A 12884-nucleotide genomic window follows, 5' to 3' on the forward strand; every position below is an offset into this window, starting at 1 on the left:
GAGGCAGAATGGGGGAAAAAGATTAAAAAAGCATGGCCCAGACTTAACTTACGTCAAAACTTTGATTAATCGGTTAAGCATACGACCTTTTTACCGGAACATCGAGATAGGTCTGAAACACCGCTTCGAGCGCTTCCGGGCTGATCGGTTTCAGGATCACGTCGTTCATGCCGGCGGCAAAGCATTCATCCCGGTCGCGGTCGAATGCCTGCGCGAGCACGCCGATGATGGGGATGGAATTGTCGACCGTTTCCAGCGAACGGATTCGGGCGCTCGCTTCGAAGCCGCTGAGCTTCGGAAGGGTGACGTCCATCAGGACCAGCCGGGGCGAGCGCTCCCGCCAGAGCCGCACCGCCTCCTCGCCATCGGCCGCGATCGCATACCGGTAACCGAAGCCTTCGAGGATCTGCGAGAAGACGATCTGGTTGACCTCGTTGTCCTCGGCGACGAGGATGTCGATGGTCTCCGCTCCGGCATCGGCCCCGGATGCGACCTGCCAGTCGCCCGCCGTTGCGTCTTCCCCGGCTTTGGCAGGCTGCGTGGCCAGCAGCCGAATGATGCGCGCCGCCAGATCCCGTTTCATGTCGAGGCTGTCGACCGGGAGGGCCTGGATGCCCTGCTGGCAGGCGATCTTCCGGCACGGGACCTCCATGCCCCTGTCGAGGACGACGAGATCGATGCGGATGCCGGAGTCCTTCGCAAGCTGCAGGAAGAGTTCCAGCTCCTCGACATTCGATACCGACGAGGTATCGAGGCGAAGCTCCCCCAGGATGGCGAGCACGTCGGCCGTCATCCGCTCATCGGACGAAACCACCAGAACCTTTCGATCGGAGACGTCGACACCGTCCCGCGGCGGCGTGTGGCGCGGCTTGTCCTCCTGACGGCTGAGGGATGACCGGAACAGTTCGAGCCGGGCCTTGCGCGGAACGATCCGGCTGCCGTCCTCATCCGTGTCGACCAGGGCCGTGATGTCTTCCATGGCGGTAACGATGTAGTACCGGCCGGGTTTGCCGATACGGTATTTGTTGGCGAGGACGATCACTTCGGAACCGTCCGGCCGCGTCACCCGCTCGGGAAGCTGAACCGCCTCCCCGGTTTCGGAGAGATGCCGGTTGATGCCGTCGAGACGCTCCTCCAGCTCGGGCGGATGGATATCCGATCCCTTGTGGCCGAGAACGGCCTCGACCGGCAGGTCGAGGAACCGGGCGGCTGCCTTGTTGACGGCGACGAAGGTGAAATTCCTGTCCTTGACGGTGACCGGGAACGGCAGGTTGTCGAGCACCTCTTCGGTGATCTGCACGCGCTCCATATCGGCGCGCCACTGTTCCTCGCGCTTCTTGTAGTCGGAGATATCCCTGATGACGCAGACGCCGTAGCCCGACGACAGGCGGCGCTTCGTGAAGTTCAGCCAGCGGTCCGTCCCGCGGCGCTCCAGCGTATCGGCGCGCTCCTTCCAGAGCGTGGCGATCTGGTCGGCGATCCAGTCCTCCCGGCTCAGCATGCGGCGCGGCGCGGCGCCATCGGTGGCAAAACGCCCGCCGCCGTCATGAACGGCGCCGAGAAAATCCCGCAGGCGGGTGCCGGGCGCAAGAAAGCTCTTGGGGACCGGCAGGAGGCCAAGCAATTGCTGGCTGGCGAAAACGATCAGGTCATTCCTGTCATAGACAAGCAAGCCACCCGAGATGCCCTCGGAAATCACTTCGAGCATGGCAGTCTGAATGTTCGCGTCCGCCGACGACAAATCATTCATAGGATGAAACTCCCCGTATGCTTTTTCGGACCAGGTTCAGGGACCGGACCGTTATGCCGATTGTTCGCCTCTCGGCGTTATTCCTTCTAATTTCGGTCGTATCGAGTCGGAAAACATGCTGGCTCCAAGTCCTCAACGGGTGGTCCGGTCTCGTATGGCGGTGCCCAGCCGGCCGCCATCCGGATCACACGCGGGGAACGGGCGCTCCCCCGGCTTCATCCAAATTCAATGTCGATCAAACTATCGCCTTTGTCTTAAGGCCGGATTAATGAACAGGCGTGCACTTGCGCGAGGCTGTCGTCAAAACGGTTGAACGGCTCCGCAACGCCTTTCCTTCGCGGCCCGAATCCCTGACAATGGCGATCATGTCTGTCAAACAACTGCCCGAGACGCTGATCAACCAGATCGCCGCCGGCGAGGTCATCGAACGGCCCGCCAGCGCCGCGAAGGAACTGATCGAAAATGCCATCGATGCCGGCGCCACCCGCATCGAGATCGCCACGGCCGGCGGCGGCAAGAGCCTGATCCGCATCACCGACAACGGCGCCGGCATGGACGCGGCCGACCTCGATCTCGCCGTGCGGCGTCACTGCACCTCGAAGATTTCCGACACGCTCGACGACATCCGCACGCTCGGCTTCCGCGGCGAGGCGCTGCCTTCGATCGGTTCAGTCGCCAAGCTCACCATCACCAGCCGCAGGGCGGGCGACGCCGCCGGCTCGCAGGTCGCCGTCACCGGCGGCAAGAATTCCGGCGTCAGGCCGGCTCCCGCCAATCCCGGCACGGTCGTGGAAGTGCGCGACATCTTCTTCGCCACCCCCGCCCGGCTCAAGTTCCTGAAGACGGAGAAGGCCGAGGCCGGCGCGATCACCGAGGTGGTCAAGCGGATGGCGATCGCTTTTCCGAAGATCCGCTTCGTGCTTTCGGGCTCCGACCGCTCGACGCTGGAATTTCCGGCGACGGGCGACGACCATCTCGCCCGCATGGCGCAGGTGCTGGGCGCCGAGTTCCGCGACAATGCGATCGGGATCGACGCGATGCGCGAGGACGTGGCGCTTTCCGGTTTCGTCGGCGTGCCGACCTTCCATCGGGGCAATTCCGCGCATCAATATGCCTTCGTCAACGGCCGGCCGGTGCAGGACAAGCTGATCCTGTCGGCGCTTCGCGGCGCCTATGCGGAAAGCGTGCCCGCGGGGCGGTATCCGGTCGCGGTTCTGTCGATCACACTCGATCCGGCGCTGGTGGACGTCAACGTGCATCCGGCCAAGGCGGATGTGCGCTTCCGCGATCCCGGCCTGGTGCGCGGCCTCATCGTCGGCGCGATCCGCGAGGCGCTGCACCGGGAAGGCGACCGCGCCGCGACGACGGGCGCATCGGGCATGATGCGCGCCTTCCGGCCCGGCTTTCCATCGGCAGCCCCGACGCAGCCCCCGCCGCGCGCGCCCTGGGCCGCCGCGGCCTCGCCTTTCCGGCCGCTTCATCCCCAGACGGCGAACGACTTCTCCGAACAGCTGCAGTCGGGCTTCGACGCGCTCGCCATGCCGACGGCACGCGCCGACGCGGCCATTGCGGAGCCTGTCATGGCGCCGGCCGCCGCCGGGGATGCGCCGCGCTACCGGCTTGGCGCCGCCCGCGCGCAGCTTCACGAGAACTATATCGTGGCGCAGACGGAAGACGGGCTCGTCATCGTCGACCAGCATGCGGCCCATGAACGGCTCGTCTTCGAAGCGATGCGCAAGGCGCTCGACGCCAAGCGTCTGGCCAGCCAGGTCCTCCTGATCCCTGAGATCGTCGACCTGCCGGAAGAGGATTGCGACCGGCTGATGGCCTACGGACAGGAACTCGACCGGCTGGGGCTTGCGGTCGAACGCTTCGGGCCGGGCGCCGTGGCGGTGCGGGAAACCCCCGCGATGCTGGGCGAAGTGGATGCCGCCTCGCTGGTGCGCGACCTCGCCGACGAGATCGCCGAGTGGAACACGGCCGGCGGCCTGCGCGGCAAGCTGGAATATGTCGCAGCCACCATGGCCTGCCACGGTTCGGTGCGCTCCGGCCGGCGGCTGAGGCCGGAGGAGATGAACGCCCTTCTGAGGGAAATGGAGGCGACGCCGGGTTCCGGCACCTGCAATCACGGCCGGCCGACCTATATCGAACTCAAGCTTTCCGATATCGAGCGGCTTTTCGGACGAAGCTGAAAGGTCTGGCGTTTGAAAGGCGGGGGGTGTAGAGCAGGTCCATGTTTTTTCGCAGGAGACGACAGATGAACCGGTTCGAAGGCAGCGGCTATCGCGAGGCCAAAATCCGGTATCTCGACGGGGATTACCAGATCCTGTCCGCAGGCTCCTATGTCGTATGCGCCATGACGGGCTCGCAAATCCCGATCGACGAGCTGCGCTACTGGAGCGTCGCACGGCAGGAGCCCTATATCGATTGCGCCGCCTCGCTGGAAGCCGAGAAGCGTGCCGGCGCCCTGCCCAACCAGAGCCGCGGGTAAAGCCTTTCAGGGTTGAATTGAAGGTTTCCAGCTTTTCGCCGCGCTGGCTTCCTTCAGCCGCCGCTGGCGGAAATTGGCGATCGCCGTATCGATGATCTGGCCCGGGGCATGGCGATCGTCGAAAGTCATGTCGACCTCGACCACTTTCGCCTTCAGGGCCAGTTCCTCCGTGCGGCCGTGGTGGCCCGCAAGCCGCACCGCATCCTTGGCGGTGGTGACGAGCATCAGACCGTCCTTCGCCGCATCGTCCAGGAGGCCGGAAATCTCGTCCTCGGTGAAATAGTGATGGTCGGGGAACGCCCGCTTCACCGTGATCAGCCCGCCGATCTCCTTGACAGTCCTGTAGAATTTCTCCGGATCGGCGATGCCGGCAAATGCAAGCAGCGGCTTTCCGGCGATCTCGCGGTTTTCGCGAGGCCGCAGCGCCGCCACATAGACCTGCTTGCCGGCGCGCGCCGCCTGGCGGACCAGGCTGTCGGCCGCCTCGCCGTCGCCGACCTTGAGGATGGCCGAGAGCTGGTGCATCTGCTCGGCGATCGGCGCCCTGACCGGCCCGCCCGGCACCAGATGGCCGTTGCCGATGCCGCGCACGGTATCGATGACCACCAGCGCGAAGTCGAGCGCCAGGCGCGCGCTCTGAAAGCCGTCGTCCATGATGATCAGGTCGACGCCTTCCTCCGCCAGCTTCCGCGCCCCCTCCACCCGGGCGCGGGAAATCACCGTCAGCGCCTCACGGCACAGGAGCAGCGCCTCGTCGCCCACGGCTTCGGCCCGGTGATGGGAAAGATCGACGATCGTCGTCACGTCGAGCGAGCCGCCGTAGCCGCGGCTCAGGAAACCCGGCTTCAGCCCCTTTTCCCTCGCCGCGCGGGCGAGCGCGATGGCGGTCGGGGTCTTGCCGGCCCCGCCGACCGTGAAATTGCCGACGCAGATGACCGGCACCGGCACGCTGGCGCGGCGCGCACGCGCCATGCGGCGTCCGGCGATCCGACCGTAGAGAAAGGAGAAGGGCAGAAGGCCCCAGGCACGCCAATCCGCTTTTGTCCACCAGAATGGCGGTGCTTCCGATACCATCCGTTACACCCGTCCTGAAACAGCCGGCGCAGAAAAGGCGAGTTTTCCCGAAAAGGCAAGCCCTGGCGGCACTTAGAGCCCTGCCCTCTCGGGCAGAAGCTTTTCCAGCTCCGTGATGTCGCGGAGGCAGATGTCGGCAGCGGCGGAGAGCGTCTCGCGAGAGCCGGTGCCCGTCATCACCGCGACGTTGAGGCCGACGCCGGCCTGCCTGCCCATGTGCATGTCGTGATTGTTGTCACCGACCATGGCGACGCGTGCGGGATCGAGGCCGACCACATGGCAGAAACCGAGCAGCATGCCGGCCTGCGGCTTCACGCCATGGCCGCTGTCGTAACCCGCGATGAAATCCACATACTCGATGAACCCGAACCGGACGGCGGTCTGGCGAATCGATTCCTCGTTGTCGCTGGAGGCGACGCCGAGCCTGTAGCCACGCGCCTTCAACCGTCCGAACAGGCCGGCGAGATCGGTGACCGGCACGGAGAATTCCGCAGCGCGGACAAACAGGTCGTCGAGCAGCCGGGTCAGTTCCGCGACCTCGACGGGCGAGCCTGCCGAGACGAAACCGGCCGCGATCTCGGCGGCATTGCCGGCGGCGAGCAGGCTGTCCGGCCGGGTGTGCCCGGAAACGGGGTCCATGCCGCCGGAGAAGAGAAGGCGCGGCTCGAGACCGGCATTGCCGGCGGACGCGATGCGGGCGGCCTCACGGTTCACCGGCCCCCAGCTTTCGTCGTAACGTAGCAGCGTGCCGTCCTTGTCGAACACGATGCCGGCGATCCCTGCGAATTTTTCGATATTCATCGGACAGCGGCGGCGGCAGGCGTTGCTGCCTTCGGTTGCAGCCGGGCACTGACCGTCAACGGGTTGATGTAGGGTTCCAGCGCCTTGACCGTCTTCGACAGCGCACCGCGCATCTCTTCCATCGCGTCATGGCCTGAATCGACCATCTTGCGGCGGGCGAGATCGTTGATCATCAGGTAGTGAACCGCCTTCGCAAGCATTTCGACATCCTTGATGATACGGGCGCCGCCCTTGCGCACGAGGTGCTGATAGGCGTCGCGGAAGTTCTGGACATGCGGGCCGGAAAGCACCGCGCAGCCGAGCATTGCCGGTTCGAGCGGGTTCTGGCCGCCCTGGGCGTCGGCGAGCGACTTTCCGACAAAGGCAATCTCGACGAGCCTCAGATAAAGCCCCATCTCGCCGATGGAGTCGCCGAGGAAGATATCGGTCTCCGGCGTCAGCGGATCGTTGCGGGAACGGCGCGCGACGGTGAGCCCCGTCTCCTTCAGCATGGCCTCGATGGCATCGGCGCGATCGGGATGGCGCGGCACGAGAATGGTCAGTTGGCCGTGCTTCGGCTTCAGCGTGCGGTGCACCGTGGCGACGGCCTTCTCCTCGCCCTCGAAGGTGGAGATCGCGGCCCAGACCTGACGGCCGCCGATCTCCTTGCGATATCGCGCCAGCACCGCCTCGTCGCAGGGCGGCGGGTCGGTATCGCTCTTCAGGTTGCCGGAAACGATGACCGGCCAGGCGCCGAGATCGCGGAACCGCTCCGCATCGAGATCTGACTGGGCCACGACGAGCGCCATCTTCTCGAACAGCGCCTCGGCGATCGAACCATGGTTGCGCCAGCGCTCGAAGGAGCGGTCGGAGATGCGGGCGTTGACGCGGATCTGCGGAATGCGGCGGCGGGCAAGCTCGGAAACGGTCGTCGGCCAGATCTCGGATTCCGCCGTGATGCAGGCATCCGGCTTCCAGTAGGCGATGAAGCGCTTGATCGGGAACTTGACGTCGAGCGGCACATATTGATGGATCACCTCGTCCGCCAGCCGCGACCGGACGAGATTGGCGGAGGTGACGGTGCCGGTGGTGAGCAGGACGTGGATCTCGCGGCGGCGCAGCTCGCGGATCAGCGGCATGATGGCGATGGTCTCGCCGACGCTTGCGGCGTGCACCCAGACAAGCGGCCCGCGCGGCCGCGACATGCTTGCATAACCCAGCCGCTCCAGCCGGCGGCTCCGGTCTTCCTTGCCCTTGACGGCACGGTAGCTCAGATAGGGGCCGACCATCGGATAGAGCATGACGCCAGCCAGCCGATAACCGAAAAGAGCCGTGCGCGCCAAGCCGCTGCTCATCGCACCTGCCCCCGATCCATCGTGACCGCCGTCAATGTGATAGCCCCTCTGATTTCGTTATCCGTAGCCGAGTTTCTTGTGTTTTACAAATGCGACAAAATAGGGTCTTCGGGGCATAATCGGGCGAGGACCCGTCTGAGGATCTATACCTAGAACGCGAGGCTTATCTCAGGCCGACTTCGTCTCGGGGTCGAGCAAACGGTGCATGTGGACGATGAAATAACGCATCTGGGCGTTATCAACCGTCTGCTGCGCCCTTCCGCGCCACGCGACGAGCGCGCTGGCGTAATCGGGATAGATGCCGACGATGTCGAGAGCGGACAAATCCTTGAATTCGAGGCTCTCCAGGTTCTTGAGCTCGCCGCCGAAAACCAGATGCAGCAGTTGTTTCTTTTCGCCCGTTTCCGTCATTGTCCGATATCCGTCTGTTGCAGCTCCTCCGGCCCTTCCTCTGCGGCATTCCGCAGCAAAGGTCAACCGGCTCTCATTCCGCCAGATGCGGCAAAAGGCTGCGAAGCGCATGCTGCGCACCGGCGACCAGCATCCCGTGGCTGACCTCGGTCCGGTTATAGACCAGCCGGTCGCCGCCCAGGTCCTGCAGGCGCCCGCCGGCGCGTTCGAGGATCAGATCGGCGGCGGCGAGGTCCCAGTCGTGCGAATTGCGCTTGACGACCGTTCCGTCGAGCCGGCCGTCTGCCACCATGGCCAGCCGATAGGCGAGCGACGGAACATGATGCACGCGATGAACCTCCTCGCGAAACGCGGGGTCGAATTTCCTGACCAGGCTCTCGTCGGCCGCGATCACCAACTTGTTATCCCTGCGGCCCGCCGTCACGACGATCGGATCGCCATTCTTCAGCGCCGGGCCGTCCTTTGCCGCGCAGAACTCCTCCTCCAGGGCCGGCGCCACCAGGACGCCCGCCACCGGCTGGCCGCGATGCACGACGGCAACGGAGACGCACCAGGTCTTTTCCCCGTTGATGAAGGCGCGCGTGCCATCGATCGGATCGACGACGAAGAGCGTCTCGCAGGACAGCCGGGCGGCATCGTCGTCGGTCTCCTCCGACAGCCAGCCATAGTTCGGCCGGGCCTTCAGGAGCACGCTCTGGAGCCTGTCATTTGCGGCGAAATCGGCAACGCTGACCGGAGACCTGCCCTCGTTCTTCCACCAGACCTCCGGCGAGCGGCCGAAGAAGCCGTGCGCAATGCCGGCGGCCTGACGCGCCGCATCGCGGATGAGGTCCAGGTCTTCCTGCCAGTTCTCCGCACCCATCGGGATCAGCGTCCCGCCAGCGTCATGCCCTCGATGGCGATCGTCGGCGAGGCGACGCCGAACTTGCGGTCGATATCGTTGGCCGGGGTGATCCGCATGAACATGTCCTTGAGATTGGACGCGATCGTCACTTCCGAGACGGGATAGGCAAGTTCGCCGTTCTCGATCCAGAAACCGGTCGCCCCGCGGCTGTATTCGCCCGTGATCATGTTGACGCCCTGGCCGATCAGCTCCGTGACGTAGAAACCGTCGGCAACCGACCCGATCAGGTCCCCGGGCGCGATATCGCCTGGTTCCAGCGCAAGATTGGTCGAGGCGGGCGTGACCGCCGTGCCGCCGCGCACGCCGCGGCCGTTGGTGGAAAGCCCCAGCTCGCGACCCGTCGACGTCGACAGGAACCAGTGCTTCAGCACGCCGTCCTCGATCATCACCATGCGCTCTCCCAGGACGCCCTCGCCGTCGAAAGGACGCGAGGACGCCCCGCGGACGATCAGCGGGTCGTCGGTGATGTGGAGCCCGGCCTTCAGTACCTGCTGCCCCATCCTGTCGCGCAGGAAGCTCGTCTTGCGGGCGACGGATGCGCCGTTGATGGCGCCGGCGATATGGCCGACGAAGCCGCGGGCGATACGCGGGTCGAAGATGACGGTGACATTGCTGCCGGTATCGACCTGGCGCGGGTCGAGGCGCTTGACCACCCGCTCCCCGGCGCGGCGGCCGATCAGCTTCGGATCGTCGAGATCGGCGGCATAGAGACGACTGTCGAAATCGTAGTCGCGCTCCATCTTCGTGCCTTCGCCGGCGATCACGCTGACGGATCGGCCGAAGCGGGTCGCCATGTAGCTGCCGGCAAAACCGTGCGACGTCACCAGCACCATGCCGCCCATGCCGGCCGATGCGCCCGCGCCGGAGGAATTGGTGACGCCCGGAACATCGAGCGCGGCCTGCTCCATTTCGAGCGCGGCTTCCCGCAACGCCTCGGTCGGAACGTCCGTGGGGTCGAACAGGTCGAGATCGGGATAGGATCTCGCAAGATCCTTTTCATCCGCGAGGCAGGCATAGGGATCTTCCGGCGAAACCTTCGCCATGGCGACGGCGCGCTCGGCGAGCGTTTTCATGTCGAAGCCCGGATTGGCCGACACGCTCGCCACTTTCCTGCCGATAAAGACGCGCAACGAGAAATCATCGCTTTCGGATGCTTCGGTGCCTTCCACCTTGCCCAGCCGGGCGCTGACGGAGCGGCAGCGGGAGCGCACGACCACCGCGTCCGCCTGATCCGCACCCGCGGCCTTGGCTAGATCGATGAGTTCGCTGGCGCGGGAAAGCAGGGCGGCGGAATCGATTTCGGAGGTCATGATTGCAAGCCTTTCATTCTCGCTCCATTTATTGTGCACTGTCAGAAGCATCAAGGCCGGCTCGCCGATTCTTGAGAAGACCGATACCCGCCGAAATCCGAAAGTACCTCATATGACCGCGCCCGGCTCCCTGTTTTCGCAAATACTTCTGCTGCTCGCCGGTGCGGTGATCGCCGCGCCATTGTTCAAGAAGCTCGGCCTCGGCACGGTGCTCGGCTATCTCGCCGCCGGCGTGGTCATCGGCCCGATCCTGCAACAGATCATCGATGCGGAGGAAGTGCTGCATTTTTCCGAATTCGGCGTCGTTTTCCTGCTGTTCGTCATCGGGCTGGAGCTGAAGCCCTCGCGCCTCTGGCAGATGCGCGGCGATGTCTTCGGACTGGGTCTGGCGCAGGTGGTGCTGACCGGCCTCGCGCTGACCGCGCTCGCCCATTTCGCCGACATGGCAAGCTGGGCCGGCTGCCTCATCGTCGGCTTCGGCCTGGCGCTTTCCTCGACGGCGTTCGCTCTGCAGATCCTGAACGACGAGGGCGACATGAACAGCCGCTACGGGCAGCGGTCCTTCTCCGTCCTCCTCTTCCAGGATCTCGCGATCGTGCCGCTGCTGGCGATGATCACGATCCTCGCTCCGGGAACGGAAGAAGCGGGAGCCATGCCACTCGTCGATTTCGCCATAGCCGTTGCCGCCGTCGGCGCCATGGTGATCGCCGGCCGCTACCTGCTGACACCGATGTTCCAGGTGATCGCCAGGGCCGGCGCGCGGGAGGTGATGATCGCGGCAGCGCTGCTCGTCGTGCTCGGATCGGCCGCCGCGATGCAGGCGGTCGGCCTGTCGATGGCCATGGGCGCCTTCCTCTCCGGCGTGATGCTCGCCGAATCCTCCTACCGGCATGAACTGGAGGCGGATATCGAGCCCTTCCGCGGCCTGCTTCTGGCGCTGTTCTTCATGGCCGTCGGCCTGTCGCTCGAAATCGGCGTCATCCTCGACAACATCCTCTTCATCCTGCCGGCGGTGCCGATCTTCATGGCCGTCAAGGCGCTGATCGTCTACGCACTCTGCCGGCTCTGGGGCTCGCCGCACGACGATGCGGTGCGGATCGCCTTCCTGCTGCCGCAGGGCGGCGAATTCGGCTTCGTGCTCTTCACCACGGCGACGGCCGCCGGCCTGTTCTCCTCCGCCACCGCCTCGCTGCTGATCGCCGGCGTGACGCTTTCCATGGCCCTGACGCCGTTCGGCGCCGCGCTCTCCAAGCGCCTCCTCAGCGGTGAAGCGCGCGAGGAACTGGAGGAGGATTTCGACGGGGCCGGGGCCGACGTGCTGATGATCGGCTTCTCCCGCTTCGGCCAGATCGCATCGCAGATCCTGCTCGCCGGCGGCCGCGACGTGACGGTCATAGACGATTCCGCCGATCGTATACGCCAGGCCGCATCGTTCGGCTTCCGCATCTATTTCGGCGACGGAACGCGCCGCGACGTGCTGATCGCCTCCGGCATAGAGAAGGCGAAGATCGTCGCGGTCTGCACCCAGAAGAAAGAGACGACCGACCACATCGTCGACCTGATCCGCTCGGAATTCCCCGAGGCACGCCTCTACGTGCGCTCCTACGACCGCATCCACTCCCTGTCGCTGAGGGACCGGAACGTCGAATACGAGCTGCGCGAGACGCTGGAATCCGGTCTCCTCTTCGGCCGGCAGACGCTTGAAGCACTCGGGATGAGCGAAAACGACGCGCTGGACATCGGTGACGACATCCGCAGGCGCGACGAGGAACGGCTGCAGATCCAGGCCGTGCAGGGGCTCGCCGGCGGCAGCGAAATGCTCTACAACAGCCCGGTCCGCCCGGAACCGCTGATCAAGCCCAAGCGGGCTCCCATCCTGGACGAGATGGGTTCCGAACCGGCGCCGGTGGCCGCCGAGAGCTGATCACGCGTCGACGGCCTTGTGGAGCGCGTCGATGGCGCGCTTCAGCTCCTCCTTCGCCCCTTCGGATTCCTCCAGGATTTCGCGCGCCTTCGGGAAATCCAGCACGCGGAACCGGTTGACCGAGGGCCGGAGGAAGATTTGCGGCGGATTGAGCCTGAGCTTCAGGGCGATGCTCGCCTGCATGGTCAGCTGGCTGGCGCCGAACAGGCTGTCGATCCGGCTCGGGGGGTGGGTGCCGTCGCCTTCCGGGGCGCCCACCACGTCGACCCCGATCACCACATCGGCCAGCTCCATCAGATGTTCATAGGGCACCGGGTTGAAGACGCCACCGTCGATCATGACCCGGCCGTTGACGCGCACCGGCATGAAGAGGCCCGGAATGGCGGCGGACGCCGCAATCGCCTGGCGCAGTTCGCCCTGCTCGAGCACTACTTCCCCCTGGCCGTAATAATCCGTGGTCGAGATCTTCATCGGGATTTCGAGATCGTCGAAATCCTCCGGCACGTCCGGCGGCAGGAAGGCGTCCAGGATGAGTTCGAGATTGAAGTGCCCGAAGCGGAAACCGCCGAGCTTGTCGCGCATCGTCGCCGGGCCGAGGCTCCAGAGCCTGTTGAGGAGCACGCCCCGATTGCCGACCGTCTTGAGCGTGAATTCGCGGATATCGCGGCCGGCCATGCCAGACGCCATGCCGGCGCCCATGATCGCGCCGATCGAGGAGCCCGCGATCGCCACCGGCCGGATGCCGAGCTCGTCCAGCGCCTCGATGATCTGGATATGCGAGATGCCGCGCGCGCCGCCGCCGCCGAGGGCGAGGGCAAAGGTCAGCCCGCTCCTCCTTTCCTCGGTCTCCATATCGGGAAGCGCGAGCTTGACGTTCATTCCCTT

At 65.2% G+C, this 12884-nt stretch carries 11 protein-coding genes; 3 read left to right on the forward strand and 8 right to left on the reverse strand.

The features are described from left to right. Nucleotides 1–73 precede the first annotated feature (73 nt). On the reverse strand, nt 74–1750 hold the full coding sequence (locus ACFFP0_RS16350) for a response regulator (protein WP_377262741.1): 1677 nt from the start codon (nt 1748–1750) through the stop codon (nt 74–76). A gap of 365 nt (nt 1751–2115) precedes the next feature. On the opposite strand from ACFFP0_RS16350, the gene mutL reads away from it, so the two are divergent. Both mutL and ACFFP0_RS16360 read left to right on the forward strand, forming a co-directional pair. Continuing rightward, entirely contained in the window at nt 2116–3942 is a 1827-nt protein-coding gene (gene mutL, locus ACFFP0_RS16355; protein ID WP_377262744.1) for a DNA mismatch repair endonuclease MutL, read from the forward strand. Between the two features lie 65 nt (nt 3943–4007). Further along, entirely contained in the window at nt 4008–4241 is a 234-nt protein-coding gene (locus ACFFP0_RS16360; protein ID WP_377262747.1) for a DUF2093 domain-containing protein, read from the forward strand. A 6-nt stretch (nt 4242–4247) separates the two neighbouring features. Here ACFFP0_RS16360 and lpxK read toward each other — a convergent pair whose 3' ends face one another. The 6 genes from lpxK to ACFFP0_RS16390 all read right to left on the reverse strand — a co-directional run bounded on the left by lpxK (nt 4248) and on the right by ACFFP0_RS16390 (nt 10075). Further along, nucleotides 4248–5315 (reverse strand): tetraacyldisaccharide 4'-kinase, encoded by a 1068-nt coding sequence (lpxK, locus tag ACFFP0_RS16365; RefSeq protein ID WP_377262750.1) that lies wholly within the window; start codon nt 5313–5315, stop codon nt 4248–4250. Nucleotides 5316–5387: 72 nt separating this feature from the next. After that, a complete protein-coding gene (locus tag ACFFP0_RS16370; RefSeq protein ID WP_377262753.1) occupies nt 5388–6116 on the reverse strand; it encodes an HAD family hydrolase in 729 nt (242 codons plus the stop codon). Beyond that, nucleotides 6113–7450: a lipid IV(A) 3-deoxy-D-manno-octulosonic acid transferase gene (gene waaA / locus ACFFP0_RS16375; RefSeq protein WP_377262757.1), complete on the reverse strand. Its 1338-nt coding sequence runs from the start codon at nt 7448–7450 to the stop codon at nt 6113–6115. The genes ACFFP0_RS16370 and waaA overlap by 4 nt, the downstream gene beginning before the upstream one ends. Before the next feature lie 168 nt (nt 7451–7618). Further along, nucleotides 7619–7861: a DUF4170 domain-containing protein gene (locus ACFFP0_RS16380; RefSeq protein WP_377262760.1), complete on the reverse strand. Its 243-nt coding sequence runs from the start codon at nt 7859–7861 to the stop codon at nt 7619–7621. Nucleotides 7862–7934: 73 nt separating this feature from the next. After that, a complete protein-coding gene (locus ACFFP0_RS16385) occupies nt 7935–8723 on the reverse strand; it encodes a 3'(2'),5'-bisphosphate nucleotidase CysQ (protein WP_377262763.1) in 789 nt (262 codons plus the stop codon). A gap of 5 nt (nt 8724–8728) precedes the next feature. Next, entirely contained in the window at nt 8729–10075 is a 1347-nt protein-coding gene (locus tag ACFFP0_RS16390) for a TldD/PmbA family protein (RefSeq protein ID WP_377262766.1), read from the reverse strand. 112 nt (nt 10076–10187) lie between these two features. On the opposite strand from ACFFP0_RS16390, the gene ACFFP0_RS16395 reads away from it, so the two are divergent. Next, on the forward strand, nt 10188–11999 hold the full coding sequence (locus ACFFP0_RS16395) for a monovalent cation:proton antiporter-2 (CPA2) family protein (protein ID WP_377262769.1): 1812 nt from the start codon (nt 10188–10190) through the stop codon (nt 11997–11999). Here ACFFP0_RS16395 and ACFFP0_RS16400 read toward each other — a convergent pair whose 3' ends face one another. Further along, nucleotides 12000–12878, reverse strand: coding sequence for a patatin-like phospholipase family protein (locus ACFFP0_RS16400; RefSeq protein ID WP_377262772.1), 879 nt, complete (start codon nt 12876–12878; stop codon nt 12000–12002). It abuts the gene before it with no gap. Nucleotides 12879–12884 lie beyond the last annotated feature (6 nt).

The sequence above is a fragment of the Neorhizobium puerariae genome (assembly GCF_042429745.1).
In the GTDB taxonomy this organism is placed as follows: domain Bacteria; phylum Pseudomonadota; class Alphaproteobacteria; order Rhizobiales; family Rhizobiaceae; genus Neorhizobium; species Neorhizobium puerariae.